The sequence below is a fragment of the Microcoleus sp. T2B6 genome (genome assembly GCF_036700475.1).
Lineage (GTDB): Bacteria > Cyanobacteriota > Cyanobacteriia > Cyanobacteriales > Microcoleaceae > Microcoleus.
Map to the genome: position 1 here is coordinate 1 of NZ_JAUBOZ010000036.1, position 25,814 is coordinate 25,814.

26 protein-coding genes, 4 pseudogenes and 1 CRISPR repeat array are annotated in these 25,814 nt (G+C 43.0%); of the genes and pseudogenes, 12 read left to right on the forward strand and 18 right to left on the reverse strand.

The window, feature by feature from the left end; genetic code table 11:
• From QUA00_RS17085 to QUA00_RS17105, 5 genes and pseudogenes are all read right to left on the reverse strand, one after another.
• Positions 1-216, reverse strand: a 216-nt coding sequence (locus QUA00_RS17085; RefSeq protein WP_333410346.1) for a hypothetical protein, incomplete at its 3' end; no start/stop codon positions are given.
• A gap of 273 nt (positions 217-489) precedes the next feature.
• Positions 490-684: pseudogene (locus QUA00_RS17090) on the reverse strand (ISL3 family transposase); the annotation flags it as partial.
• Between the two features lie 278 nt (positions 685-962).
• Positions 963-1,271, reverse strand: coding sequence for a hypothetical protein (locus QUA00_RS17095; protein ID WP_333410348.1), 309 nt, complete (start codon positions 1,269-1,271; stop codon positions 963-965).
• 319 nt (positions 1,272-1,590) lie between these two features.
• Positions 1,591-2,166, reverse strand: coding sequence for a hypothetical protein (locus QUA00_RS17100; protein WP_333410350.1), 576 nt, complete (start codon positions 2,164-2,166; stop codon positions 1,591-1,593).
• Positions 2,167-2,329: 163 nt separating this feature from the next.
• Positions 2,330-2,503 (reverse strand): hypothetical protein, encoded by a 174-nt coding sequence (locus tag QUA00_RS17105; protein WP_333410351.1) that lies wholly within the window; start codon positions 2,501-2,503, stop codon positions 2,330-2,332.
• An 82-nt stretch (positions 2,504-2,585) separates the two neighbouring features.
• On the opposite strand from QUA00_RS17105, the gene QUA00_RS17110 reads away from it, so the two are divergent.
• Both QUA00_RS17110 and QUA00_RS17115 read left to right on the forward strand, forming a co-directional pair.
• A complete protein-coding gene (locus QUA00_RS17110) occupies positions 2,586-3,146 on the forward strand; it encodes a hypothetical protein (RefSeq protein ID WP_333410353.1) in 561 nt (186 codons plus the stop codon).
• 176 nt (positions 3,147-3,322) lie between these two features.
• Complete coding sequence (locus QUA00_RS17115; RefSeq protein WP_333410355.1) at positions 3,323-3,730, forward strand: hypothetical protein; 408 nt, start codon at positions 3,323-3,325, stop codon at positions 3,728-3,730.
• Here QUA00_RS17115 and QUA00_RS17120 read toward each other — a convergent pair.
• Complete coding sequence (locus QUA00_RS17120; protein WP_333410357.1) at positions 3,725-4,057, reverse strand: hypothetical protein; 333 nt, start codon at positions 4,055-4,057, stop codon at positions 3,725-3,727. The two genes, QUA00_RS17115 and QUA00_RS17120, sit on opposite strands and share 6 nt — an antisense overlap.
• Positions 4,058-4,151: 94 nt before the next feature.
• Between QUA00_RS17120 and QUA00_RS17125 the strand changes: the two are divergent.
• The 4 genes and pseudogenes from QUA00_RS17125 to QUA00_RS17140 all read left to right on the forward strand — a co-directional run bounded on the left by QUA00_RS17125 (position 4,152) and on the right by QUA00_RS17140 (position 6,740).
• Positions 4,152-5,170, forward strand: a pseudogene (locus tag QUA00_RS17125) (IS630 family transposase).
• Between the two features lie 264 nt (positions 5,171-5,434).
• A complete protein-coding gene (locus QUA00_RS17130; RefSeq protein WP_333410359.1) occupies positions 5,435-5,662 on the forward strand; it encodes a hypothetical protein in 228 nt (75 codons plus the stop codon).
• Between the two features lie 146 nt (positions 5,663-5,808).
• The gene (locus QUA00_RS17135) at positions 5,809-6,351 is read left to right on the forward strand and encodes a hypothetical protein (RefSeq protein ID WP_333410361.1); all 543 of its coding nucleotides are present in this window, start codon (positions 5,809-5,811) and stop codon (positions 6,349-6,351) included.
• Between the two features lie 65 nt (positions 6,352-6,416).
• Positions 6,417-6,740 (forward strand): hypothetical protein, encoded by a 324-nt coding sequence (locus QUA00_RS17140; protein ID WP_333410362.1) that lies wholly within the window; start codon positions 6,417-6,419, stop codon positions 6,738-6,740.
• A 77-nt stretch (positions 6,741-6,817) separates the two neighbouring features.
• Here QUA00_RS17140 and QUA00_RS36870 read toward each other — a convergent pair.
• The 10 genes and pseudogenes from QUA00_RS36870 to QUA00_RS17190 form a co-directional block, all read right to left on the reverse strand.
• Positions 6,818-7,380 (reverse strand): annotated as a pseudogene (locus QUA00_RS36870) (IS1634 family transposase); the annotation flags it as partial.
• 425 nt (positions 7,381-7,805) lie between these two features.
• Positions 7,806-8,108: pseudogene (locus QUA00_RS17150) on the reverse strand (DUF4277 domain-containing protein); the annotation flags it as partial.
• Between the two features lie 500 nt (positions 8,109-8,608).
• Positions 8,609-9,670 carry a 3-deoxy-7-phosphoheptulonate synthase gene (gene aroF, locus QUA00_RS17155; protein WP_333410366.1) on the reverse strand — a complete coding sequence of 354 codons (1,062 nt, stop codon included), beginning with the start codon at positions 9,668-9,670 and terminating at the stop codon, positions 8,609-8,611.
• A gap of 292 nt (positions 9,671-9,962) precedes the next feature.
• On the reverse strand, positions 9,963-10,436 hold the full coding sequence (locus tag QUA00_RS17160; protein ID WP_333410368.1) for a PAM68 family protein: 474 nt from the start codon (positions 10,434-10,436) through the stop codon (positions 9,963-9,965).
• Positions 10,437-10,531: 95 nt separating this feature from the next.
• A complete protein-coding gene (gene rpsO / locus QUA00_RS17165) occupies positions 10,532-10,801 on the reverse strand; it encodes a 30S ribosomal protein S15 (RefSeq protein ID WP_190661928.1) in 270 nt (89 codons plus the stop codon).
• Positions 10,802-10,915: 114 nt separating this feature from the next.
• Positions 10,916-13,431: a CRISPR direct-repeat array (repeat unit 36 nt; unit sequence GTTTCAATCCCCTTGCGGGGAAAAGTGAATTGCGGC).
• A gap of 368 nt (positions 13,432-13,799) precedes the next feature.
• Positions 13,800-13,985 carry a CRISPR-associated endonuclease Cas2 gene (locus QUA00_RS17170; RefSeq protein WP_333410370.1) on the reverse strand — a complete coding sequence of 62 codons (186 nt, stop codon included), beginning with the start codon at positions 13,983-13,985 and terminating at the stop codon, positions 13,800-13,802.
• 16 nt (positions 13,986-14,001) lie between these two features.
• Positions 14,002-14,625 (reverse strand): Holliday junction branch migration protein RuvA, encoded by a 624-nt coding sequence (ruvA, locus tag QUA00_RS17175; protein ID WP_015174486.1) that lies wholly within the window; start codon positions 14,623-14,625, stop codon positions 14,002-14,004.
• A 152-nt stretch (positions 14,626-14,777) separates the two neighbouring features.
• Positions 14,778-14,900 (reverse strand): hypothetical protein, encoded by a 123-nt coding sequence (locus QUA00_RS17180; protein WP_333410372.1) that lies wholly within the window; start codon positions 14,898-14,900, stop codon positions 14,778-14,780.
• 144 nt (positions 14,901-15,044) lie between these two features.
• Complete coding sequence (locus QUA00_RS17185; protein WP_333410374.1) at positions 15,045-15,299, reverse strand: type II toxin-antitoxin system RelN family antitoxin; 255 nt, start codon at positions 15,297-15,299, stop codon at positions 15,045-15,047.
• 72 nt (positions 15,300-15,371) lie between these two features.
• Entirely contained in the window at positions 15,372-18,008 is a 2,637-nt protein-coding gene (locus QUA00_RS17190; RefSeq protein WP_333410376.1) for an AAA-like domain-containing protein, read from the reverse strand.
• Between the two features lie 969 nt (positions 18,009-18,977).
• On the opposite strand from QUA00_RS17190, the gene QUA00_RS17195 reads away from it, so the two are divergent.
• The 5 genes from QUA00_RS17195 to QUA00_RS17215 all read left to right on the forward strand — a co-directional run bounded on the left by QUA00_RS17195 (position 18,978) and on the right by QUA00_RS17215 (position 21,908).
• On the forward strand, positions 18,978-19,187 hold the full coding sequence (locus QUA00_RS17195; RefSeq protein ID WP_333410378.1) for a hypothetical protein: 210 nt from the start codon (positions 18,978-18,980) through the stop codon (positions 19,185-19,187).
• A gap of 281 nt (positions 19,188-19,468) precedes the next feature.
• Entirely contained in the window at positions 19,469-20,041 is a 573-nt protein-coding gene (locus QUA00_RS17200) for a hypothetical protein (RefSeq protein WP_333106046.1), read from the forward strand.
• A gap of 44 nt (positions 20,042-20,085) precedes the next feature.
• Positions 20,086-20,250, forward strand: coding sequence for a hypothetical protein (locus QUA00_RS17205; RefSeq protein ID WP_333410379.1), 165 nt, complete (start codon positions 20,086-20,088; stop codon positions 20,248-20,250).
• 23 nt (positions 20,251-20,273) lie between these two features.
• Positions 20,274-20,990, forward strand: coding sequence for a GUN4 N-terminal ARM-like repeat domain-containing protein (locus QUA00_RS17210; protein WP_333410381.1), 717 nt, complete (start codon positions 20,274-20,276; stop codon positions 20,988-20,990).
• A gap of 357 nt (positions 20,991-21,347) precedes the next feature.
• Positions 21,348-21,908, forward strand: a complete 561-nt coding sequence (locus QUA00_RS17215) for a Uma2 family endonuclease (protein ID WP_333410382.1) — start codon at positions 21,348-21,350, stop codon at positions 21,906-21,908.
• 158 nt (positions 21,909-22,066) lie between these two features.
• Here QUA00_RS17215 and QUA00_RS17220 read toward each other — a convergent pair whose 3' ends face one another.
• A complete protein-coding gene (locus tag QUA00_RS17220) occupies positions 22,067-22,402 on the reverse strand; it encodes a hypothetical protein (RefSeq protein ID WP_333410384.1) in 336 nt (111 codons plus the stop codon).
• 100 nt (positions 22,403-22,502) lie between these two features.
• On the opposite strand from QUA00_RS17220, the gene QUA00_RS17225 reads away from it, so the two are divergent.
• Positions 22,503-24,986 carry an NACHT domain-containing NTPase gene (locus QUA00_RS17225; RefSeq protein ID WP_333410386.1) on the forward strand — a complete coding sequence of 828 codons (2,484 nt, stop codon included), beginning with the start codon at positions 22,503-22,505 and terminating at the stop codon, positions 24,984-24,986.
• A gap of 101 nt (positions 24,987-25,087) precedes the next feature.
• Here QUA00_RS17225 and QUA00_RS17230 read toward each other — a convergent pair whose 3' ends face one another.
• Entirely contained in the window at positions 25,088-25,807 is a 720-nt protein-coding gene (locus QUA00_RS17230; protein WP_333410387.1) for a DUF2786 domain-containing protein, read from the reverse strand.
• Positions 25,808-25,814 lie beyond the last annotated feature (7 nt).

The window sequence follows — 25,814 nt, forward strand, 5'->3', positions numbered from 1 at the left end:
CGAGGGCTTGACCTCTCTTTCTACATGGTGATGATGATGACTTAATTCTCTGCAGTCTTCAGGGTTTTTTACCCTTATTTTTTTTCCGTCTCTACACAGACGCACTGCCACCAATCCGATTCCATCCTCAACTCGGTTGTTAAATCCCCATGTGGCGAAGATATTTGGCGGGTCACTGCCTGAGAAAATAGATCGATGCCGTTCAGCAATATACAAACAAAAGCTTCTCTGATGTAGGAGCTTTTGTTTTAGGTTTTAAAGAACTTAGACGGGCTCATTTGTGACAAGTTAAGAAAAAGTGCAAATTGTCAAGGGGTAGACAAAAAAAGGTAAAATAGGACGAAACCTTTACGGGGCAAGCAGTTCAGCCATAATTGAACCAGTTATGAGTAGCCAAAAACGAATCAACCGAGATCATGCAAAGAAAAAAAAGGTTCTTCGGTTCTTCCTTACAAGGTTCTTCGGTTCTTCCTTACTTGGTATGCCAAACTAACAATTAAAATGACAATTAAGCAAACATCTATTTTTGTAGTTTTCAAAATTCCTAAAGCCATATGCAGAACGTTTTATTAACTTAAGCTTGTTGTTAATACCTTCAACAATACCAATTGTTGTCCTATTATCAAAGTAAGCAATTATCTCGTCCAACCAATTAGTAATAGTCTTCACAGTATCTGGAAAATATTGTTGATCTCTTTTCGTAACTGCTCAATAAGTGCTGATAACCCACATTCCGCAGATGTGATTATCGTATCCGCTCAATAAATCGGGGTAATAGCAAAAAAAGAAGGTTCACAATCTAGGCACAGCATGGTAGAATATGACGTATTATTAATCATAAAATCAAGGATGTCATAACTTTTTTTAGCTACTAAAGTCACAATTAACCGTGGGTTTATACGACACTTACTAAAGGAATCAAGTGCCAAGAATTCAGAGCCTTTATATTTTTTTGAATTTGTTCAATCAGACCAGGACACACCCAAAGAATAAACTGAAGATTGTTGACGAATAATCATCCCCAAAGATGGAATATTTCCCAGGTGAGAAATACGGTCGTTCATATATTCAAAAAAGCTAATTCCTAATTTGCGGGTAGTGGCAACCAGAGACATGAAAATGTCCATCGCCTTCGTTCCTTCACAAGTTTGGGTTGCATAACTAATATTTCGTCGCTGCACGATTGTTCTAGCAGCTAGTTCAGCCGGGTTATTATGTAAAGGTAATTCCGGATGCTCCAAAACTAAAAGCAACTCAGATATTTTACTCAAAGTTAATTTTTTTCGTTCATCTAATTGTTCATAACCAGAGGAACTGCCGAAAATTTCCCAAAATTTTGATTTGAGCCTGAGCTTCTCTAACCCAGATGGAGAGTTTTTATAAGCTAATAATTCTCGGTAGTAATCCCAAAAATCATCAAGAAACTTGTCTAAACTTTTTTGATGACAAGTTACAAATGGACTTAACTTTTTATAATGTCTTGCTTCACAATACTCCGGACAGTTTTTGAGACAGAGGCTGAAACCCTCATTCTACCGTTAGCATTTGACCTCCCTGAGAAGGCTGAAACTCGAATTCTGCCGTTAGTGATTAAAAACTGTCCGGACTATTGGCTTCAGGCACCCAACATAAAGATAAATCATCTGTGAGTAATTTAAACTGGGGTGCATCATCAGTCACCAGAGTTTTTATTATCGGAATCTGGGATTGCTGAGCATAAAAAGCAATCGCTGCTGCCTCTAAAATCCTGGTACGATGTTGAGAGCCTACAGCACCCATATTTTTATTCAGCAAGGAGTTAAACTCATCACCCTTCAACGGAATTTCTCTTAGCAATCCTTTAATTTGATGGCTCCACTTCTGGGGTACATTGAACTTATCTAATAGCTGGTAAGTAAGTGGAGATATAATAAACTCAAGTTCTGGGTTGTTCTGTAATACTCCAAGTACGCTTAATCGGTTTTTTCTTAAAGTTGTAGAATAAACTGTATATAATGGGTTGCAAATTATATTTGTAGTGTGATTTACTCCTTTAACACGCGCACTTGTTTGGTCTAAGTGTTGCCAAGGACTACTTGCTAATCCGGATTCATACACTTCGTTAAATTCTGATTCAAACTTTGATGAATTTTTCACCACTAGATTTGATAAATAACCCGCTGACATCGAAATCCCAATATTGCTTAAAAAATCTAATAGCTTTCCGCATCGTCATGTTTCCCCCGTAATACAAGCTCATAACTAAGGATTTTACTCCCGGACCAAACTCTCCATCATATCCGGATGGTAAGGGTGAAACGTATGTTTTCTTTTCTGAAGGTGAGTAATACTACTGTTTCCGGAATAACACGTTATCTGTTTTCAGTAAAATGTCTTGAACTATTACCTCTTCATAACCCTTAAATTCTGCATCGAATGGCAGTTCTGCTTCAGGATACTCCAGGATTTTTGAGCGGTCAACTTTGACGATCGCATTTTTACCTGACGGGGCGACAAGTCGCATGAAAAACAGACAGGGAGGCAATCCTAGACAAATCGCCTCAAAAAAGATAGGGTAAGAAAGCTTCTTACCCAAAAACAATTAAATGATACCAGAATTATATCATGCCCATTTGTCAGAAAAGCTGACACGTTCTAATTACTTATTGACAATTTTATTGATTCAAGTAGTGCAATCGATTAAAGAAGTCACATTGGAAAGCATAGCGACAAAACTAGCGATACCCATTAAATTTGAAAGTAGAAGAAAAAAAATTCAGAGATTTTTATCAGAGGATAAATGGGTTCTAGATGATATTTGGCTGTCACTGGTAATTGGTTGGATTAAAGGTACTGTCAAACAGAATAAGGTTGTATATTTAGCAATAGACCGAACCAAATGGCAATCCAATAATATTTTGATGGTCAGCATGATTTGGCGAAAAAGAGCTATTCCTATTTATTGGAAAATGCTTGACAAACAAGGAAACAGCACATTAGAAAATCAACAATTCGTATTAACGCCAGTATTTGCCGCTTTATCAGATTATAAATTGATAGTGTTAGGAGATCGTGAATTTTGTAGCGTTACCCTCGCCAACTGGCTGAGGGAGAAGAAAGTAGATTTCTGGAGAGCGACTAAAAAAGAATGTTTGTATCAAGATTGAATCGGAGTTATGGGCTGAACTCAAAATGCTAGGATTAGAGCCAGGAAATAGCTTTTTCAATCAAGAAGTAACGATTAGAAAAACTGCACCTATTACGGGGTTTAATCTAGCAGGTAAGTGGCTGGGTAAATATCGAAATGTTACCACATGCATAACCTTGGTATATTCTGACAAGCTTGGCAGATATACAAACAGCCGTTGATGCTTATGCAAAAAGATTTGGAATTGAAGAAATGTTTAGAGACTTTAAAGGCGGAGGCTATAACTTAGAGAAGACTAATTTAACGGGCGACCGATTGAGTAAGTTATTAATTTTGCTATCGCTATCATACTTAAAGAGTATCATTCAAGGGATAGAAATTAAATCCAAGCAAGTTCAAGAATATCTAGGCAGAAAAACAGAAAGCCACAGAAAATATGCTAGACATAGCACTTTTTATATTGGACTATGGGGTGAATCATGGGTCGATTCGATGTTTAGTAATTGGCAGGTTGTTGTTGAATTAATGTCTTTGTCTCCACACAAACTACCTAATTATCAACAAGGCATAAGAGCTATGAGGCTTATTCTATCAGCGTTATAGGCGACTTGTCGCCCCGACAGCATTTTTACTGCTTTTAATGTGCTTTTTTGGTGCTTTTCGCTCTTTTTCGGATGAGTAGTTCTCTTTTAACTTTTTCGCTCCATTAGCTTTGACCTCTGGTTTGCCTTGTTCTCCTTTGAGGCGATTGTTTTCGGATTTTAATCTTTGATTTTCTGACCGTAATTCTCTGGTTTCTGCTTGTAATTGCTCTACAAGGTTTAGCAATATGGACACAGTACGACGCAATGATTCGTCAGCAATCTCAGATGGCTCAATGCTTTGCAGTAAGGTCTCTACTAATTTTTGAGGATATGATTCTTGCGTCATGAATCATATTCTACTATGCTGTGCCTAGATTGTGAAACTTCTTTTTTGCTGTTACCCCGATTTATTGAGCGGATACTATTTAGAGACGTTTTATATGTTTTTAATGCGAGATATTAATCCACTTTCCTTGAAATTTCTAAACCGAATTTATCGCGAAAGCAGACATCATCAAGTGCGCCTAGCAAGCACATTTTTTAATCTTAGTTTCACAAGGTTTCAAAAATGAAAACTTGATGAAAATTTTTCAAGTTAGTTATAAGACTATGTATAAGTTATAAGACTATGTATAACTGGTTGAATCGATGGGAATATGAGGGAATGGTCGGATTATATAATAAACCAGGTAGAGGCAGAAAAGAAACATTTAATTCCGCACAATCAGCTCAAATTAGAGACTGGGTAAAATTGCAACCAAAACAATTAAAGCAAGTAGTGCAAAATATTAAACAAGAATGGAATATTAATATCAGTACGGAAACTATTAAGAGAATAATTAAAAAACTTTGTATGAGTTGGCATAGGATGCGTCGAGGTGTTGGTGGCAAGCCAGACCCCATAGAATACAAGGAAAAAAAAGAAAACTTGTCAGAATTAAAACAACTAGAAGATGAGGGAAAAATTGATTTATACTATTTAGATGAATCCGGATTTTGTGGCATCCCTTGTGTCCCTTATGGATGGCAAGATATTGGTGAATATTTGTCAATTGAGAGTCGTAGAACTAAGCGTTTAAATGTCTGGGGAATCATGAATCGGCAAAACACTCTTCATGCTTATGTTTCAGAGCAGACTATTAATTCTGATGTAATCATAGCCTGCATAGATACTTTCTTTGCTGTGGTGGAGCGGCCAACAGTTATTGTAGTAGATCAAGCTTCTATTCATACTAGCAATGCCATTTTTGAGAAAATTGAAGAATGGAAAAAACGCGGCTTAACTATATTTGAATTGCCGACTTATTCACCTAAATTGAATTTAATTGAGATTTTGTGGCGGTTTATCCAATATGAATGGCTCGAAATAGATGCGTACTCTAGCTGGCAAGCTCTTGTTTCATCTGTCGAAAAAATCCTTAAAGAATTTGGAGATAATTATGTAATTAATTTTGCTTAACTACTTAATTCTAGTTGTGCCTGAACTTTAAATATTAGCTTAGAGCTAGAAAGGTCAGAACTGGTCGAATTAGCATCGGATTTTGCTGTGGATTGTCTGCTACAGATTTGGGTTAAATTATGATATTTTAGTTCTGTAGATAAACGACCTGCTGCTGACAACTGGAGTTTAGACTAAAAAAGAGAGAAGGGTGGCAAAAGCAGGACTTGAGCCACCGCGCCGGGAGAGAATGAGGGTGAAAAATAAAACCTATTGACTCCCTCAATGAACAGTGAACGATTAAAGGACTTTCGTCAAGCAGCATACGAATTATTGGTGCGAGCGAAAGATGCCACATTCGAGCTGATGGATGCAGTGATGACCACCAGGAATGCGTCTTGTTTGGCAGAATTTTCACTCAGCCCGCTATTCAATCGACAATGGTCAAGTATCTATGAAGCCTTACAAGACTGTAGACCTGACCGAAAAAAACTGATGGAGTTGTACCCTTGAGCAATTAGAACAGCAAGTACCCGCAACAGAACATATATTAGTGGCGATTGATCGTACTGTATGGGGGAGACCAGACGCTAAAACCTTAAAAGACAGAACCCATGAATATCAGGGGGGCGTAATTATCGGACAGGGCTACAGTACAATTGCCTGGATACCTGAAGCTCATGGAAGTTGGGCATTACCCCTACTCCATGAACGAATTAGTAGTGGGTCTTCGCCCATACTTCAAGCAGCTTCCCAACTCAAACTTGTCTGTCAACAGAGCGTCAACAAGCGTATTAGCAGTCTTAGATCGAGAAGATGGCAATGCAACTTGGGTATTAGCCCAAGCAGATATTCAAGCTGATTGCTTAATGAGAGTCCGAAAGAATGCCTGTTTGTGGTCGGCACCACCAGCCTATAGTGGTCGCGGTAGACCACGGAAACACGGGTTCAAAATGAGACTCAATGACCCAACCACATGGCTCGAAACGGATACTGTGATTGAAATTGATGAACATCCACAGTTGGGACAAGTCCGAGTCAGTCAATGGCTTGACTTACATTTTTATCGTGCGCCGGGACATCCTGTTAATTTAATCCTCGCCCTTAAGAATGAATCCCATGTCAAGCGGTCAGCCGTTTCCACCCTTGTGGTTGGTTTGGGTGGGAGAACGAACTCTACCCTTAGAAACTGTTTGGTTTAAGTATTTACGACGTTTTGGAGTGGATCATTGGTAACGGGAAAGCTAAGCAACGATTACATTGGACATTGCCTAACTTGAGAACTCCCGAACAATCTGAGCGTTGGAGTGATTTAATGCCATTGATGAGTTGGCAACTCTGGCTGGCTAGGGATTTAGTTCTCGAACATCGACTGCCTGGGCAGTCTGCTAGGATCGATTTAACTCCTGGACGTGTTGCCCAATCAATGTTATCGGTTTTAGTTGACATTGGTACTCCTACGAAACCACCTAAACATAGGGGAAAATCTCCTGGCTGGGAAACAGGAAAGGTACGGACTAAGGCACCGCGATATCCCACTGTCAAGAAACGGGTTTCTCGACGCAAAAAGTCTTCAAGATTAGTTGTTTAATCTCCTCAATGCGTGAGTTTTTGAGCAATAACTTGCCTTCTGTTGAAAGGCAGCTACTTTTAGATGCGATCGTTTTTTAGTCTAAACTCCAGTGACAAGGCATCGGTGTCACAAGCAAATTCAATATTTGATAACTCTCGCAACTTTTTCTGACCCTCAATTTCAGCTTTTTTGAGTTGTTTTTCTAATTTACGTTGGTCGGCATCACGACGCAAACTGCTCTCTACTACGAACCATCTTTGTGTAATTCCACCATAATTACTTTTGTGTTCTGACCAACGATATCCCGTTATTGAACTTTCATTGAATTCTGATTCCTGCAAGCTGAGACACCAGTTGCTGCGCTTGTTTCAGGCTTAGTGGTACACGAGTTAACCATCTTAAATTGGTTAACATTTCTAAATTTGGAGCGGTATATAATGCACTGTCAGCTACCATTAAACTGTCGAGATTTAATTTTTTTTAAAAGTCTTGACAGATTGAGGCGAATATGGAATTATCTGATTCGTTTCGTGAAGCTACTCGTAAAAATAGTGGCACATCTCCATCTCCACTACAAATTAGGTCTAAAATAAATTGTTTTAAGTCGGGACGATGGTCACTCTTTGTAGCCGTAGGTAATTTGAATTGGTATTGGGGATGTTTGATGGTTGATTGATGAATTATCTAACTGATTGCTATCCATTTCTGTCTTAGCAAAAGATACTGATGGCAATTATTGTTCATATTTGCCATGTAGATGAAATGAACTTGAGTCGAGGTGAGATGTGTCGGTTTTTATCTCGAATTTTTGTAAGGATTCAGGTCACTGAACTCCTTGCTGGGCAAAGACTTTAGATATGGAGCTTGATACTAAATCAATCTATATTCTCAATAAGCCACGAAAAACTGTCATTTCTCCTCGTTTATTGACAATAAACCACGAAAGACAAAAACCCTTATTTTGCCCTAAAACCCTTGCCAGACAAGCGTTGGAGCCGCAAGTTTTTAGACCTGAATCCTTACGAATTTTTGAGCGGCTGACAGGGCAATGGTTGTAAATATTTCTGTAATTACGGCTATTTATAATTTATCTAATACTCTTCCTAAGCGGTCATCATTTAAATGTGATGCTTGAATCCCTGCTCCAAGTAAATGTTCTGTTGCTTTCCCTTCAAAAAATTTAGAAAATAAGTATAATGGGGCGGAAACCATCCCTAATCCATTGATGATCATGGCTTTAACTACCAGGCCGGGACTGACTATCTCACCCGGTTGTTCGCCTACTAATTCATTGATTTTTTCAACAATTCCTATTTCATCAACTAGACCGGCTATCAAGCCCAGATGATCTAGGTTTTCTACTTTTATCTGGGATGCTTTCTGCATGGGCTGCTGAATCCTGATTTAAGCGTTTATCGCGATTGCTAGTTTACACTGTTTTTGGTGATTATTGGCTATGGTTGCGAGCGCAATTAACGCATTTTCGTCATCAATCAGGTTACGAATACGCCCTAAACTTCGTTTTCTACCGCTCGCCCTTTTAACTCGTATCAGATTTAACTCATGCCTTCACTTCTCTTGTCAGGAATTTTCAGCCCTCATGATTGGAGTTTGACCAAAATTATTGAGTATTTTTACTCACCATTGTCTCGGGTGATTCACTTTTACCCCCTCAATCCGACTATGTGCCAGTTTGGGGTGCGGAATGTGGGTTGGTGAGTGCAGTGACGATCGCGATTTAATAGCTGTTTAGTCTAAACTCCAGTAACTTGTCACAAATGCCCCTGGGCCTCTATTCCAAAAACCGAATAACAAAATCCCCGACTTCTTTAAGAAATCGGGGATTTAAGTGCGATCGCATTTTATGTTAGGCGTTTCGCCTGTTTTTATGCCAAAACAGGCACGGGTTGCGGCCAACGTCCCATGACTTTACCAATCACCGCCAATTCTTCCATCAACTTGTCGAACTGATCCGGTGTTAAAGATTGCGGCCCGTCAGACAAAGCTTTTTTCGGATTCGGGTGCACTTCAATCATCAGCGAATCTGTACCAGAGGCGATCGAAGCAAACGCCATTGAGGGTACAAACTGCGCCCAACCGGTGCCGTGACTCGGGTCAACCATCACCGGTAAGTGAGTCAGAGTCCGCAATACTGGTACTGCCGACAAATCTAGGGTATTGCGTGTATATTGCCTGTCATACCCGCGAATTCCGCGCTCGCACAAAATCACGTTCGGATTGCCAGAAGCCATGATATACTCAGCAGCCATCAACCATTCTTCAATGGTGGCGGAGATGCCGCGCTTCAGCAAAATTGGTTTGTCTTGAGCTCCGACTTTCTTCAACAGTGAGAAATTCTGCATATTTCTCGCCCCGACTTGGATCACGTCGGCTACTTCTGCGATCGCACTTAAGTCCGCGGCATCCATAACTTCCGTGATAATTCCCAAACCGCTAGCTTCCCGGGCCGCCGCTAGCAATCCCAAAGCACTCTCGCCGTGGCCTTGGAAAGCATAGGGGGAAGTTCTCGGTTTGTACGCCCCACCACGGAGAAAATGAGCTCCAGCAGCTTTGACGCGCATTGCCGTTTCGACAATCATTTCTTCGTTTTCGACCGAGCAAGGGCCTGCTACGATCGCGATCGGGTGGTGCAGGCCAATCATCACAGGCCCTAAAGGAGTAGCAACTTCTACTGTGCTGGCTTCTCCTTGGCGGTACTCCAGAGAAGCGCGTTTGTAGGGTTTTTCCACGCGCAGCACTTCTTCAATCCAGGTGCTCATTTCGCGCAGTTGCATCGGTTCGAGCTCGGCGGTGTCGCCTACCAAACCCATAACAACTTTGTAACGGCCGACGATTTTTTCTGGTATCAAACCCCAGTTAGTGCGGAGCTCTTCGTCTAGTCGATCGATCTCGGCTTCTGGAGTGCCGGCTTTCATTACTATAATCATTTTTTTTTGCCTTTTTAGTTGGGCTAGACACGAATTATGACACGGATGGAATGCGAAAAATCCCGTTTTTACCTAAGCCTCGATCCCCCTAAATCCCCCTTAAGAAGGGGGACTTTGAGCAAGTTCTTGTCCCCCCCTTCGTAGGGGCGGTGCCCCCGTGCCCGCCCTTGGCTAGGGGGAATCTGGGGCTAATCGTCAAACAGAAGTCTCTGACTGGGTTTAACCTTAAGTTGACACCGATGACTACTGACTAATGACTAATGACTAATGACTGCTGACTGCTAACTAATAACTAACTTTTAGATTTTGCCGCGCGCCACGCTTCTCGCATCCGTCCAAAATTGGTATTAAATTCTTCCCACCCCAGAGTGCTTCCTGAAATTTCTTCATCCCAGGAAGCCGAGAGGACTCCGTAGCTTAATCCCAGAACGCCTAGACCAAAACAGCCCATGCTTACCAGCAATACTGCTGTGTTGGGCAGATCGAACAAGCCTTTGCTGACTACCAAATAGCTGACAAAAAATGTGCAAATTCCCAGCATTGTCGGTATGCCGCAGAATACCGCTATGCGAGATATCATGCGTTGGCTGACTACTTCTGGGATGGATTGCGACTGTTTTCCGGTTTTGTTAGCTTTCGGCTGCTTGTCGGCAGAATCCGACTCTAAGGCTAGGCTTGCTTGGGGTTCAGGGGGCTTTTTAGGCGTTTTTTTACGATTTGTTGCCGGTTCAAAGGGCAAGCGCTTGCGGGGTGGTTCGGAGGACATATTTTATCTCTAACCTGAAATCTCGAACATTTTTCAATAAGTCTTGGTGTTTGTCCAAGATTAAAGAATATTGTCGCAAATTTTGGCTGTGGTGTTTAGCCGCGAATGCCTAGACGGGCAATCAATGCTTTGTAGCGATCGACATTTTCCCTTTGGATGTATGCCAGCAGGCGCTTGCGGCGGCTGATCATCATCATCAAACCGCGCCGGGAGGCGAAGTCTTTTTGGTTGATTTTCAGGTGGGCGCTGAGTTTGGTGATGCGATCGGTCAGCATGGCGACTTGGACATCTGCTGAACCTGTATCGGTTTCATGGGTTTGGAAGTCGCCCATGATTTCTTGTTTGCGCTGTTGTGTAAGAGCCATGAATTGATTTTAGTTTTTTTTGTACGATTGTCACAATCTGCAATGATATCACAGTCGATCGACAAGGGTGCAGCGTGCGGGATGAAATTTTTGCTGCAAAAGTTCGCAAGTTAAGTTTCAATCCCCTTGCGGGGAAAAGTGAATTGCGGCACGACCGCCGCCACCGCCACCGGGGCGGCCTCCGCGTTTCAATCCCCTTGCGGGGAAAAGTGAATTGCGGCTTCAGCTTGACTGTTCTCGTTCTTATTTTTTCTTTTTTTGTTTCAATCCCCTTGCGGGGAAAAGTGAATTGCGGCCATGCACGCGCCGTAGCTCAGCGCCGAAGCCAGCAGCAGGCCCGCCAGTTTCAATCCCCTTGCGGGGAAAAGTGAATTGCGGCAAAAAAATGAAACTTCAAACCATTTTGGTCACAGGTCAAGTTTCAATCCCCTTGCGGGGAAAAGTGAATTGCGGCGAGGCTGTTGGCAACGAGGGGGCCGCGCAGCAGACTCTCGCGAGTTTCAATCCCCTTGCGGGGAAAAGTGAATTGCGGCACTCCGCCTCCCTCATCTCTCTAGCAGTAGGTACTGGTACTTGTTTCAATCCCCTTGCGGGGAAAAGTGAATTGCGGCCTGTGGGATGAGTCTCAAAGATGGTTCCCAATGAAGTTTCAATCCCCTTGCGGGGAAAAGTGAATTGCGGCTCAAACTCATAAGGGTAGAAATGGGTAAATATAAGTTGAGTTATGACTTATACAAAAGAAAAGTTATAGAAGTTTCAATCCCCTTGCGGGGAAAAGTGAATTGCGGCATTGGAATAATGACATGGCCAAGAAAAGTAAAGGTTTCAATCCCCTTGCGGGGAAAAGTGAATTGCGGCTCATATATTGAGAGGGAATGGTAGTCATTTGATAATTAAGTTTCAATCCCCTTGCGGGGAAAAGTGAATTGCGGCCCGCACCGAGCACACTCTGAGTATACCCGGAAAAGTTTCAATCCCCTTGCGGGGAAAAGTGAATTGCGGCTGTTTTTTATTTAGGGAGCTCCACAAACTTTCCAAAACTATGTTTCAATCCCCTTGCGGGGAAAAGTGAATTGCGGCACAACTTACCGTTTAACGGATACCGAGACAATAATGTTTCTACAGCGTTTCAATCCCCTTGCGGGGAAAAGTGAATTGCGGCGAGGACATGGAATGTTGGTGACCCCATCAAACATCTGGAGTTTCAATCCCCTTGCGGGGAAAAGTGAATTGCGGCTATGAGGGAATGAGGGAAGCAAAAAATCATCTAATGGGTTTCAATCCCCTTGCGGGGAAAAGTGAATTGCGGCTATTACTGTTCATCTCATATATGACAGAGAGGACAAGGCAAGGTTTCAATCCCCTTGCGGGGAAAAGTGAATTGCGGCTAGACCTGTTATAAATGAAGTAAATAAAGAATTGAAACAACGTTTCAATCCCCTTGCGGGGAAAAGTGAATTGCGGCTGGGCATTCTCAAATGTACCTAATCCACCAACAAAGAAAGTGTTTCAATCCCCTTGCGGGGAAAAGTGAATTGCGGCCTGGTAAAAAAGAAATATTAAAATCAGTAGGTAACGTTTCAATCCCCTTGCGGGGAAAAGTGAATTGCGGCGTATCTGGCAAACAATTACGAATACTCTGGTGAGTTGTTTCAATCCCCTTGCGGGGAAAAGTGAATTGCGGCATAATGACTTCTACGTCTTTATGTATTTAGGAGGTAGTGTTTCAATCCCCTTGCGGGGAAAAGTGAATTGCGGCGCAAAAAAAGATGTGACAAGAGGATCTATCACACCTAAGAGTTTCAATCCCCTTGCGGGGAAAAGTGAATTGCGGCTAGAGAGTTTCTAGATTCTTTTTGGAACTACAAGTTTTCGTTTCAATCCCCTTGCGGGGAAAAGTGAATTGCGGCATAAAAAAAGTATTGGTGTGGCGATTCGGGTTGGTATCAGGTAGTAGTTTCAATCCCCTTGCGGGGAAAAGTGAATTGCGGCTGGAAAAAAGATCGTGAAAAATCAGGATGCATTGCTTATGTTTCAATCCCCTTGCGGGGAAAAGTGAATTGCGGCATTACCAGGAAGAGATTATGTCTACAATTCGTGATAATCAGGTTTCAATCCCCTTGCGGGGAAAAGTGAATTGCGGCTTGCGGGGAAAAGTGAATTGCGGCTATCAAGTTGTAGAAAACCCTAGTAAAGGCTATTCAAAGATAATTGTTTCAATCCCCTTGCGGGGAAAAGTGAATTGCGGCTTTTAGAACCAGGGGAGTTAGAAAAGCTTGCTAATAAGCCACAAGTTTCAATCCCCTTGCGGGGAAAAGTGAATTGCGGCTTAGTATGAGTTTTCCAATTCAACTAACCAGTATTCAGTTTCAATCCCCTTGCGGGGAAAAGTGAATTGCGGCTCAAGCAATGAGGAGATGCTCAGTAAGTTTAAAAAACTTCAGTTTCAATCCCCTTGCGGGGAAAAGTGAATTGCGGCCTAACCCTAATAACCCTGAGTTTTATCTACAGGTTAAGTTTCAATCCCCTTGCGGGGAAAAGTGAATTGCGGCTAAAGAGCAGGAAGGCCTACCTCTAGAATATGCTAGTGAAAAGTTTCAATCCCCTTGCGGGGAAAAGTGAATTGCGGCCCCAGGTTGTGGAAGCAGTGCCCAGTAAAGGCTCCAGAAGCCGTTTGCGACCGCCTCTGATGCTGAGCTCACTTAGAGCCGAAAATTGGCTGCCGAAAATCGCTGAAACCCTTACTGCACAATAGAACGGCCGCCTATACGAGAGAATTTGTGTTTCAGCCATTTAGCGAGGCGGTCGGATAGCTAAATGATTGAACTGCTAAAACACTACTTTAATGTATTTAATTTTCTAGGTACTGGTGCTGTTGATTCGGGTAGTAATTAACACGACAAGTTTACTTGGGCTTCTGTGGATTTACAACCATAATCTAGCAATGGAGACATAGTAACGTAGATTTCCCTGGCTGTCAAGTGTCAAAAAAAATACTTTAAACAATGACGGAAGTTGGCGGTTGAGTCACCGGCGGGCCAGAACCCCAAGTTTCTACCTGCCCGATCGCCCGCGTTGACAAAGCATAAAAACGGATGTTATCTTCATCCAAATTCACCCGTCCCCGCAGGCGAGTGCGGAACTCCTCAAACTGACGCTGAGACAGGACACACTCAAAAACCATAGTATTAAGCAGAAAACTATCGGCTCAAATAGGCGATCGCCTCGCGTATCCAATCATCGGCATTACCTTTGGCGGACAAAGTGCTGTCTTGACTGAGGGTTTGCAGCGCCTGCAAGACTTCAGCCGCAGTGTATCCCATCGCCAGCAGGATCATCTCGACTTCTTCTTGAATAGCTGGGGGGACTCCGGCGGCGACTGAAGTTGTCAAACCTGCTTGCTGTCGCCATTCCGAGAGTTTGCTTTTGAGTTCCAGGGCGAGACGTTCTGCCGTTTTTGTACCCACGCCTGGGGTTTTGGCGAGGATGCGGGTGTTACCGCCGACGATCGCCTGGACTAAATCTTGTAATCCTAAAGTATCGAGAAGTGCGATCGCCAGTTGAGCACCCACACCGCTGACACTCGTCAACTGCCGAAACAAATCGCGTTCTGCCGCGCTGCCAAAACCGTACAATACGATTTGGTCTTCCTTAACTTGCTGGTGGGTAAATATTTGGGCGACTTCGCCGGATGCTGGCAATTGACCGGTCACGCGGGGCAAAATTTGGATTTCATAGCCGATTTGATTGACTTCGAGAGTCAATATGACGCGGTTGCTGCCTTTGGCGATATCGGCTACTGTGCCTTTGAGATAGCTAATCATAGAGTTTATAATACACCGCTATTCGTTTTCGTCAAACTCGGCGATGATGCGACAGATGGAGTTGAGGCTGATACAGCAATTTCCAGGTTTATGGAGTACGGTTGCAAGGGTTTGTCAACCAGTTTGGTAAGTGCTTGGGATTAAGGTGTACTTTATTTGCCTGGAATCTGCTGTATCTGTTCGATCTGACATCTTGCACCATTCTCAATTAGCCTTTTAGGAACAGGCTTTTCGGCCTGTTCCACAAGAAAATCTACTCTTTGTGGAACGGGCATCTTGCCCGTTCTTGAGAATGGTGCAAGATGTGAGTTCGATCGGATTTTGAGTAAAGGGTTAATAAAAGTACGATCGACGGTGATTCTACTTGATAAATCATGCGATCCTCTAAAATCTAAAATCTAAAATCTAAAATCTAAAATCTAAAATCGATCGATGCCCTCCCACATTTGAGAAAGAGGTATTCGCTGTCCGGCTTTGGCTTGCTGCAATGATCTTCTGAGACTAGCTTTTACTTCTTCAACTGGAGTATCGTTGGGGTCGTCTTCATCTTCATCTGTAGGTTCGGGAAGAAGAACGATGATTCGCACGGGGCCGAGAGTGTCTAGTGTTAAAGGTCGATCGAGAATTAATTGACCTTTTTCGTCGATCGTTCCTGTGACTTCAAAGGCTTTCATTTGTTTCTCCTGGATTTTTTTCAATTAATACTATTATATAACCCTGTTCGATTTCGAGCGATTTTGTTATTCTCAAGTCAAAATAAGCTGCTGTTTAACCAAAGACAAATCCGTCTTACCAAAATTCATAACCAAAGCCACATTAAAATTTTCCAAGGATTTGACAAACCACATAATTTCATTAGAAGCTTTACCTTCATAGTGATTAAACAAAATAGAAAATCGCTTTTCCAACTCTGGTTTGACTTTGCCCGAAAGCAGTACAAGTTTCAGCAGTAAACCCATTGTCCTGCTGGCGCCGAGGTTGTACACTAAATCGTAAAAAACGTAGTGGCTGGGATGTTGGGAATTTTCCACTACTAAGAAGTTGAACAACTGGTGGCAAGTACGAACTAACAATGGATTATTGAATTTCACCGAGTCATTTTCTCGCAATGTATTTTTGATTTGTTTGTACAAACGGTCATTAAATTGACGCCCCCCGTATTCTGGTTCGATCGACGATATTAAATATTCATATAAATCCATTTTAAATGAAGCGTAAGATGGAGTTTGTCTGGAATCTCTCAAGAAAAATTGAGCCGCTTCTTTGTAGCTGCGATCGCCTGCTACTTTTCCCGCAAATTCCCTGACCGCTAAGTGCAGTTCTGCATCGTTCAAAAGTGTGGGATTAGCCGCCCGCTGCACAATTCCTATTTCTGTCTGTCTCGGCTCAACCATATAATTCAAATATTTAGACAAATGTGTTTCAAATTGTCGCTGTCTTTGAAATGCCAGTTTTTGGATGGTTTGTTGGTCTTCCTCAATGCTGTCCTTGCTCAGTAGAGAATAGCCGTACAAATAAGGATACCGACAGATCAATTCGCCCAAAGGAGAATCTGTATCTTGTTTCTGCTGTTCCGCCTCTTTATCTAAGGCTTTTACTAAGCGCTCTATAGTCTGGAATTCGTCACTTTTTGTAAATAATTTTATTTGTTCTTGCAAGCGCTTGACTATGTAAAATTCCATCCCGAATCGGGGAGAAGTCTGCTTAAATAAAGCTACCAACTTGGCAATCGCGAATTGGTTTTGGGAATGCAATTGCCAGCGGTTGATCGGGATGTAGCAGCAGCGGTGGAGGAGATATTTAAAGTCCTGATCAGATCGCTTGACGGAGACTATACTGTACAAACTTGCTTCAATCTCTCGATCGGGATAGCCCATGCCGTCGATAAATAGCTTTCGGAACCGCTCGATCACCTGTGCGGGGGATTCTGTTTCCACGCAGGAGACGATGTGATCGTACAATCTCTGTTCGTTGCTGCCAATTGGAACAGTGTCTGAGGGCGGGGTGAGGATGCTGCTGTCTGCTTCTGTGTCTACGCTGCTGTCTGCAACTTGTGCCACAACAACTGTCGGTTTTTCCCGAACAGTTCGATCGGGATTCAAGAACCAATAGTGTTCTTGGCTTAATTGTTTGTCCGCAGCCCAATCCAAAGCTGACTGCAAACTTTCCCCGGTCAATAACAGCGATTCATCTTCGCGGTCTGAAGCCAGCCATGCTGCTAGCGCGGAGCGGTACGGAGCCAATTTCCCCAGCTCTTTTTCCACCCAAAATTGATTAAAAACTGACTGATAAATTAGGTTAGCAACTATTAATTTACCGTGAGATTTCACAACCAGTCCTGACAGTTGCAATTCGATTTTTTCGGGAGAGTAATCTGCTGGTACTCCCTGCGATTCCCCGGATTTTGTTGCCTGGGGCGGTTGCAAAGCTTGCTGGTACAGCGTTAACAGCCGCGTGAGGTCGCAGTGGTTATGGAAAATGCGATCGCGTATTGCGGTCAAATGTTGGGGTTCGTCTTCTTCTTCCCAATTTTTAATAATTCTGTGTTTGACCAGTTTTTCAACCTGCTTAGCTTCGGAATTTCTGCCAATAAAAGGCCCGTACTCAAGTACCAATTGGCAAAGTTTTTGAGTTAGAAACGGTTGGCCACCCGTCCAAGCTAATATCTCTTGGAGCACTTTTTGGGGGCGAAAAGCTTTCAGGGCTAATCCTTTTGCTAGCGGCAAACTTTCGTGCAGTTGGAATCGACTTAAATGAATCTGCCGTCCAATATTAAAAGGGTTGCATCTTGGATCTCGGATCAATTCTGAGGGGGCTGCTACTCCCATAACAGCAAAAGTCAGGCGATCGTATTCCGGTTGCTCTGCCCGCTTGGAGTAACAAGCCCGGATCAAAGCAAAAAAATCGCTGGTACTGAAATTTAGGCTGCTGATGCTGTCTATGTCATCTATGAAAATTACCAGATTTTGCTGAAGTGACTTGAGCAAAACTTTTTCGATAAATATCTCCAATCGCTGCACCGGGGATAGCAGTTCGCGATCGTTCCACCACTTGATGGCATCAAACCTGTTTGTGATGTGTAAACTGCTTGCCATGCGGTACATGATTCCGCCATACCACTTTTGGGGGGAGATATCTGGGCTGCTGATGCTTCTCAAGTTGATGGCTGCAAAAACTGTACCTTCGGCGTGCAACCTTTTGGCCGTTTGCACTAGCAGGCTGGATTTTCCCATTTGCGGCGCACTCAGCACGTAACAGAAGTCTCCGGCTTTGAGTCCTGCGTAGAGTTCGCTGTCGGCCGATCGCCGGACATAGGTGGGCGCACCGGCAGGCAAATATCCTCCGACTTGATATTGGTACGTTGAGTGGACTTCTGCTGTCATCTGGGAATTCATCAAGATTTTACGCCCCTCTGCTGTGCGATCGAAAGGTTCCGAATTGGAGTTATTGCCCGCTTACTATGGTGGGAAACTTTTGTTCCTCTTTCTCTATTGTCTACTAGCTCAGCTTTCTCCTTATCAATCTTTACCGTATCTTTGCAAGCGTTCCCCCCAAATCCTACGATCGGCCCAATTGTACCCCGTCACTTGATTTTTTACACTCGTTCACATAATTAAATGAATTTTCACTCGATCGAGTGAGAAAACGCTAAAACGCCCTTTTTTTCACATTTTTTTACAATAATACTTTAAATTTCACCCGGTGGTATGATGTGGGCAGGGAAACTCATAACCACAGCCCCGTCAACCTTCTGCCTTCTGATCCGCCTGCCGGAGGCCGGAGAAAAAGGCGCTCGCAATGGCTGCCAATAAAAAACCCCAGCGTTTGGCTGAGGACTGCTTGAGTGGGAGATATCGTTAATCTGCGTTTTTTTAGTTGACTTAGATTGCATGGAATTCCATGCTGCTGACATTCCCCGGGCTTTCGCGTTCGGGGATTCCTAAGAACAAACTTTTCAGGATGCATCCACAAAAAGTTTAATTCTTAAAGGCTTTGTCAGTACCAGGCTAACCACTCACTCAACTATAAAAGTTAAGTCGGTGGCTAATTGTAGAAGATGCGCCCTGATGGCTTAACTACCCGATGGATTAGCACCCTGATGGCATAACTCCCTGATGGATCGACGCCCTGATGGCTTTCGCTCCACTACCCAAAAAAATCAGGTTGGTGGATGATCGTGGACATTAGTAACACGTCACTTCCGGCGTTTCCGATCGCAAGCGGGTGTGCCTGTCTGAATTGATTATGGCAGGCAGATTTATCAGAAGACAAGTGGGCTATTGCATCAACCCATTTCTGATATATCGGGTTAGCCAAAAAGTGCCAATCTACGCAAATCAGGGTCATCGAACATGAAAAACAGCATCTTAGTATTAGGGGTAATTGCCTCGGCTGGCTTCGGCTTTTTCCAGGCAGGCAGCGCCAGCGCTTCGGCGCTAGCTCCACAACCTTCATCAGCCAGGAGTTTGACGGCTTGGGAGAGTTGTCCCGACTTTAACTACACTGGAACGAATGAGGATGGGGACGAAGAAGAGGTAAAAACGGGTAAAAACAGGAAATAATTGGCGCTCTTGTGTTGTTCGCTCTTGCGCGGTTGTGGTTGTGGTTGTAGTTGTGGTGGTGTTTGTTGTCGCAACCGCCTGTAATCGAGGCGGTTAAAACTAGATCCCAATATCAGTCTACCTAATCCCGGGGGTGGGGGTCAGTTTCCGAGAACCGTGGATGGGAAAATAAACAGGTAAGGCGAGTCTGTCGGTGGAGTTTCCCCGCCTGTAAACTTCCTTACCTTCTGATGTTCGGGATTTGGATCTGGCACAATCGTATTTCATCTCGTAAAAACCTAATGGAAAATACTCTCGAAACTACCCGCAGACAGCGCGTATTGACAAGAACCCAGGAAAGGCGTCAGGCGACACCCAAAGAAAAACAGTTGATTCACCTGCTAGCCAATATGGCTTGCAGTTTGATTAAATACGACTACAAACACGCAGCGGGCAAGGGTACTCTCCCGCCTTCGGAAAGCAAGCGTTTAGCGGAATGGCACTACCTGCGAGTTCAGCAAATTCGCCGGATCGAACGCTCATTGGAGCCCGTAGCGACCCTTAAGCGCGTGTACTACAAGAGCATCCTCAGTCCGAGGGATCTGAAGTCTTTGAAACTTCTGTGGCTGGAGGAGGACAAAAACCGTGTCAAACGGGTCGATCCTGAGTTAGACGACATCCTCAGCGAAGCTTTGGATCGGGGAGATACTTTAAAACAGCTATTTCACTCGATAGAAGTCAAAGAACGCACCTTTTCTGCAACTCCTAGCCCCGGCGCCGTGCCGCTTTGGGTCAAAGAGTGGGAAGAGTCGGAATATGACATAAACTTTTTTCCGCCTTCCTTCCCTGCATGGGTTTCGATCGTGGACGACTAGGTTCAGGAAAAACTCTTTGACATGGCATCGATCGTAAAATTCAGATGGTAGACTTATTTGCTATTGCTGCCATTGGCGAAGAGGGTGGGAGCGATCGGCTAAACCAGGCGGTGTTGCGCTGTGGCATCCGAGTACAGAGAAGTGAATCGGAGTCAGTACCATTGTACAATGGGGGAAAACCAGGGCTTCAGCTAATCGCTGATAGCTGATAGCTGATAGCTGATAGTTTCTCATGACTGACTCGATTTCTACTTCTCCTCTAGACTCGGCGGCCGATACAGCCGAACTCCGCTCTCAGTTGAGGTCGGGTTCGGAAAAAGCTCAACTGCAACTGCTGCAACAACAAATAGCAGATTCCGGTTGGGATGTATTGATGGAATTTTTATTAGAGCGCAAGTCAGATGCACCGACTGCGGTAATGGGTAAGGCTTACCAAATTCTTTACAGTGCTGGTTCTCCGAGAGTGGCGGAGTTTTTGCAAGCGAATTTTCCGACTGGGGTTGTGCCGCTGCGATCGGACTCTAACATTGATTACACTCCGCTGCAACAATTATTGGCGTTACAAGAATTTCAAGAAGCCGATCGCTTGACTTTAGACAAGCTTTGTGAATTGGCTGGTGATACAGCTTCAGTGAGAAAGTGGCTGTATTTTACGCAAGTTGAGAGTTTGCCGGTGGCGGATTTGCAAACAATTAATACGCTGTGGAAAGTTCATTCTGAAGGCAAATTTGGCTTTTCAGTGCAGCGGGAAATTTGGCTAGGTTCGGGGAAGAATTGGGATAAGTTGTGGCCGCTAATTGGCTGGAAGAAGGGGAATAATTGGACGCGATACCCGCAAGAGTTTATCTGGGATTTGAGCGCGCCTAGGGGTCATTTGCCGTTGTCAAATCAGTTGCGGGGAGTGCAGCCTTTTGCAGCTTTGATGGCTCATCCTGCCTGGTTGAAGTGAATGGTTTTGGGGCTTTTGGAGAATGCGGGGCGGGCTGGATGGCCTGCCCCGCTATTGTTTTTGGGGAATTGGGATTGGGATTTTTGAGGCGCAGAAATTCACAGAAATTCACAGGCGGGATGCCTGTTCCAATTTTGGCATAGAGAGAGAAGGGCGATCGTACTTCTAGGAATGTTGGGAAATTTTGTATAATTGATATTTGATATCATGTCCGGTCGATTACCCTGATTCCTGTAGGGGCGGGTTCACCAATAATATTTGCCAAAAACGGACAATCTCACAAACCCGCCCCGGCCAATGTATTATGGGTGAGCGATCGGACATGATAGGAGTTAATTAGCGAGAGGGCTGGGAGTCATGGTAGGCATCGGAACCAAACTCACTTTAGCAGAATTTCTAGCTTTGCCCGACGGAGATCTATATTGTGAGTTTGTAGATGGTGAAGCAGTTCCTAAAGTGTCTCCAAAATTTTTTCATTCCAGTTTACAGGGAGCTTTGTGTGACCTGATTCGTGTATGGTGTAAAGGACGCGGGCGAGTGCTTCCCGAATGGGCAATTTTGTTAAAACGTCAGGATAAAGATTGGGCACCTGTTCCCGATTTAACGTACATTTCTTATGCACGTCTGCCGAAAAGTTGGCGGCGAAATGAAGCTTGTCCCGCAATTCCTGAACTGGTGATTGAGATTATATCGCCGGATCAAAGTATAAAGGAATTTGAAGAGAAGGCGAAAGATTATTTGGCGGCGGGCGTTCCGCGAGTTTGGGTGATTGATCCAGAGGCTATTTTAATTAGAAGTTTTTTGACCGATGGTTCGAGTCAAGTTTATACGGATAATACACTAATTTTGGATGAGTTGCTGCCTGGTTGGGAGTTGACGACTATACAGATTTTTGAAGAAGCGGAATTGATTGATTGATTGATTGATTGATTGAGGGCGATCGTACTCTGTGCAAGATATCAGTCGTAGGGTGCGTGACGGGAAAACTTTAACTCGCGGCGGTGGGACTATTGACTGTCACGCACCGCACGCGGGCAAAGCATTGAATAATACGCTGTCACCGGAAACGATATCACTTAAACTTCCAGACGGATTTTGACTGTTTTGCCAAAAGCTTTTCTGAAGGCTGATTCAACATCGGGAAGTTTTTGAATTGCCATTAGCAAAAGTGGTGTTGAGGAAACTTTAATCCGGGCTTCGTCATCATGGATAGCAATCAGTTTTCCGTGCTGTCGCATCAGTTCTTTAGCGCTGCGTGCTGATATGTGAAGTAGCACGGTTTTCCATGTTAGGTCTAGCATACTTTGAATTGCTTCTTCCATTTGTTTGAGTGGATCTATTTTCTGAGGCATTACAGGTAGTTCTAGTTGAATGGGGAAGTTGGGTGATTGTCGATTATTGAGGCTTGCCATAATCAAAATTTCCTCTGTGGCTTGACTTTTTAAGCATGACAGCTAGGAATCTCATATATTGGTAGTGAGAAAAATCTCATTTTTATGAGAAACGCCTAATATGGATGCCAAAACTGTCAGAAAGATTTTCGATAAACTACCTCCCAAGCGCAAGCAGGTACTCCTGAGAGTGTTAGCGGGTGAGAGTAAGGCAAAAATTGCCCTTGACATTTGTGATGGGAGCGAAGGTGCAGTACAGCAGAATTTAAGACAGCTTTATAAGGACTTTCAGTTTCAAGATGAAAGAGAACGCAAACTACCAGGGTTAATTGCTCTGTTTGCCAAGTCAATGCCTGAGTTGATAGGTGCTGGTAATTCTCAAGGGATTAACGAATCGCAGCTATCTGTCTATGGTGATGAGACTTTGGTAGGTGGTCAGGAAGCGAACATCGCAAACCCAATCACCAGTGTCGATCAAGAACAGAATTTTGGTTGGGTTGAAGATGCTTCAGAGGATAACCCCGATGTCTTGGTGCAAAGGGTGCGATCGCATCCCTATCACAATGCTAAGATTCAAGATCAGTGCGGACAATTACGCATTTTAGATGTTGAACGCCCAGTTGAAATAGATAATATTTACATTGATATCAACGTTCTAGAAAAGCTTCCCAGCAATAGTAGGAAAACGATTTCTGATTTTCAATCTTTTAATTCAGCGATAGATAAGTCTGACCGTCTTGATTTAGGTAGATCACAACAAGAACGAGTACCGGGAATAGATGTAGCAGCAGCAGAAAATAACATGAAGCTAATGGTACTGGGAGAACCTGGCTCAGGAAAAACAACTTTTTTGAAGTCTTTAGCCATTCAGTGCAACCAAGGTAGGTTTCAGCCTCAACTTATACCATTTTTTATAGAATTGAAATATTTTGCTATAACTGCCAGCAGTAATCAATGTGATTTTAGCCTTTTCAATTACATCAGAGACAATTTTTTGTTAAATTGTGATATTTGGGAAGAGCAGATTAATACCTTACTTTTTCATGGCAAAGCTTTAATTTTGTTAGATGGTTTAGATGAAGTAGACCCAGAGAATGCTGATGCAGTTTTGACAGAAATCTCTTGTTTTTCAAGAGTATATTTTAGCAATAGATTAGTAATCAGTTGTAGGATTGAGTCTCAGCTTGCCAATCGGCTATTTAGTTTAAATTTAACTTATGTTAAAGTGGCAGATTTTAAGAGTGAGCAAATAGAAGCATTCTCTAAAAAGTGGTTTGTAGCAGTTGCCAGAAACTCTAGAGAGCAGGGTTTAAGCCAAGCTGCTGAGTTTATTGAAAAATTGTATCTTTCAGAACATCAATCAATTCTAGAACTAGCACGCACACCGATATTGCTCAATCTAGCCTGCTTAGTTTTCCAAGAGAAAGCTAATTTTCCTTCTAGCCGAGCTAAACTTTATGAAGAAGGATTAGAAATTCTGCTTTTCCGATGGGATGAAGCCAAGAATATTAAACGAGATGAAGTTTATCGAAAGTTGCCTGTGCGGAACAAAAAACAACTATTGAGTCAAGTAGCAGCCATTGCATTTGAGAAAGATGATTACTTTTTTGAGATAAATGAAATACAGCAACTCATCGCCAACGGTCTTACTAAATTAACTGATGAAAAAAACGCTCCGGTGCAAGTACATTTAGATAGTGAAGCAGTGTTGAAGTCTATTGCGGAGCAACATGGACTACTGGTGGAACGCGCAACAGAAATTTACTCTTTTTCTCATCTCACATTTCAGGAGTATTTTACGGCTTGCAGATTTGCTAATACTTTAGAACCACAATTTTTAGAAAAATTAGTCGTCCACATTAATGAAGAGCGCTGGCGAGAAGTGTTTTTATTGACGGCGGAAATGTTACCGTCTGCTAATGCTAATGAATTAATGCTCTTAATGAAAACAGAAGTTGATAAAATTATACCCAACGATCAAAAGTTGCAGCATTTTTTTATATGGTTAAATGAAAAAACTTTGTCAGTGAAGAATCAAGACAAAGTTCCGTTCAAACTAGCGGCAGTTCGGAGTTTGTATTTTGCTCGTGAAGTAGATCGCTTTTCTAACAGTATGCGAGCGCGTGTATCTAGTCTTTTTAAGTGTGCTTATGCTCTGGATAAAACTTCTTATTTTGGAAGTAATAATGCTCTTGATATAGATAGTGCAGTTTATTTTTTTGTAGTCTTTGCCCATAAACCTAAACTTATCCGTTCTTGTACGCTTGATGCTGTCCTTGAACTTAAACCTGAGCTCAAGCAACAGCTCGAAAAACTCCAAGATGAAATACCTGATGATGAGGAAAACCAAGAAAAATTTAATAATTGGTTTAAAACAGATTTTCCCAATTGGTTTGAGCAAGTAAAAATGGTAACAATTAAGTATCGCAATATAGGCCAGACTTTGGAACTCAGCGAAGAATCTAAAACTCGGTTAAGCCAGTATTATGATGCGAATAAGTTATTAGTTGATTGTCTAAATAGTAGTCGTAATATTAGTCCGACAATAAAAGCGCATATCGAAGAGACTTTTTTATTACCTCAAACTAAATATTTTCAGCAATAAAAGTGAAAGATATCGCCGTCTTTTTAGACAAGATATATCTATTACACCAAAACAGAAGCAGATATTAACAGCCTAAATTGAATTGCTAACTATACATAAACTCAAAGACATTCATTCAGTTGCTTCATATCCCCTTGCGGCTGCACTTGCTTGTGCAAACTAATTTTGTCGCCCACTTCATACCCCGAATTAAAACCCGCCGCGCTGCTGACTTGAGAATCTGTTCTCGTTCTAATTTTAACCCCTCGGCCCTCTAGATAATCCGCGATCGCCTGTTGATTTTTCTCAAACATCGATCGCACTACAATCGCTGGAGTCGCCGCCACATCCCCCGAACCCGGAATCCCCGACTCTTCCATCTCCTGTTTTTGTTCCAACAATCTTTGTCTCAACCTCGTCGCGCATCCCACCCGAAAAGCATTCAGATACGCCAACCCCCTGCCGTTTCCTTTGCGGTATTTAGCCCTTTTTTCAATCGCAGAACTCAAATACTCGTACAGATGTTTGCAAACAATCAGGTTTGTAGAACTTCCCACCAAAAACATACTGCCATTATAAGTATTTCGCATGGCAGTACAACCGTTAGCGTCGGCAATTCCCGAAAGCAGCATCATTTTCCAAGTGACAAATTTCGATGTTGTTTCAACTGAGTCTTCGTCAATCTCTTCTTGGTGATTTGGCCCTAAATCGGCGAGGCTGAGATTGTACTGTGCCAGTAAAAGGGAAGCTTTTTCGGCCGCAGCAGTCGATTCGTTTTCATTGGATGAGGTGGCTAGGGCTAAAAGTTTTTTGATTCTTTCGACAATACTTGTGTCTGCCATTTTTCAA

Bases quoted from the DNA above. Each gene is read 5' to 3' on its own strand.
- QUA00_RS17110 (WP_333410353.1), top strand. From the start codon at position 2,586: ATGATACCAGAATTATATCATGCCCATTTGTCAGAAAAGCTGACACGT.
- QUA00_RS17200 (WP_333106046.1), top strand. From the start codon at position 19,469: ATGGAAAATACTCTCGAAACTACCCGCAGACAGCGCGTATTGACAAGA.
- rpsO (WP_190661928.1), bottom strand. From the start codon at position 10,801: ATGGCTCTTACACAACAGCGCAAACAAGAAATCATGGGCGACTTCCAA.
- QUA00_RS17210 (WP_333410381.1), top strand. From the start codon at position 20,274: ATGACTGACTCGATTTCTACTTCTCCTCTAGACTCGGCGGCCGATACA.
- QUA00_RS17215 (WP_333410382.1), top strand. From the start codon at position 21,348: ATGGTAGGCATCGGAACCAAACTCACTTTAGCAGAATTTCTAGCTTTG.
- QUA00_RS17195 (WP_333410378.1), top strand. From the start codon at position 18,978: ATGAAAAACAGCATCTTAGTATTAGGGGTAATTGCCTCGGCTGGCTTC.
- QUA00_RS17130 (WP_333410359.1), top strand. From the start codon at position 5,435: ATGAACAGTGAACGATTAAAGGACTTTCGTCAAGCAGCATACGAATTA.
- QUA00_RS17100 (WP_333410350.1), bottom strand. From the start codon at position 2,166: ATGTCAGCGGGTTATTTATCAAATCTAGTGGTGAAAAATTCATCAAAG.
- QUA00_RS17230 (WP_333410387.1), bottom strand. From the start codon at position 25,807: ATGGCAGACACAAGTATTGTCGAAAGAATCAAAAAACTTTTAGCCCTA.
- QUA00_RS17105 (WP_333410351.1), bottom strand. From the start codon at position 2,503: ATGCGACTTGTCGCCCCGTCAGGTAAAAATGCGATCGTCAAAGTTGAC.
- QUA00_RS17190 (WP_333410376.1), bottom strand. From the start codon at position 18,008: ATGACAGCAGAAGTCCACTCAACGTACCAATATCAAGTCGGAGGATAT.
- QUA00_RS17185 (WP_333410374.1), bottom strand. From the start codon at position 15,299: ATGAAAGCCTTTGAAGTCACAGGAACGATCGACGAAAAAGGTCAATTA.
- QUA00_RS17170 (WP_333410370.1), bottom strand. From the start codon at position 13,985: ATGGTTTTTGAGTGTGTCCTGTCTCAGCGTCAGTTTGAGGAGTTCCGC.
- QUA00_RS17120 (WP_333410357.1), bottom strand. From the start codon at position 4,057: ATGACGCAAGAATCATATCCTCAAAAATTAGTAGAGACCTTACTGCAA.
- QUA00_RS17220 (WP_333410384.1), bottom strand. From the start codon at position 22,402: ATGGCAAGCCTCAATAATCGACAATCACCCAACTTCCCCATTCAACTA.
- QUA00_RS17225 (WP_333410386.1), top strand. From the start codon at position 22,503: ATGGATGCCAAAACTGTCAGAAAGATTTTCGATAAACTACCTCCCAAG.
- aroF (WP_333410366.1), bottom strand. From the start codon at position 9,670: ATGATTATAGTAATGAAAGCCGGCACTCCAGAAGCCGAGATCGATCGA.
- QUA00_RS17205 (WP_333410379.1), top strand. From the start codon at position 20,086: ATGGTAGACTTATTTGCTATTGCTGCCATTGGCGAAGAGGGTGGGAGC.
- QUA00_RS17180 (WP_333410372.1), bottom strand. From the start codon at position 14,900: ATGCCCGTTCCACAAAGAGTAGATTTTCTTGTGGAACAGGCCGAAAAG.
- QUA00_RS17160 (WP_333410368.1), bottom strand. From the start codon at position 10,436: ATGTCCTCCGAACCACCCCGCAAGCGCTTGCCCTTTGAACCGGCAACA.
- ruvA (WP_015174486.1), bottom strand. From the start codon at position 14,625: ATGATTAGCTATCTCAAAGGCACAGTAGCCGATATCGCCAAAGGCAGC.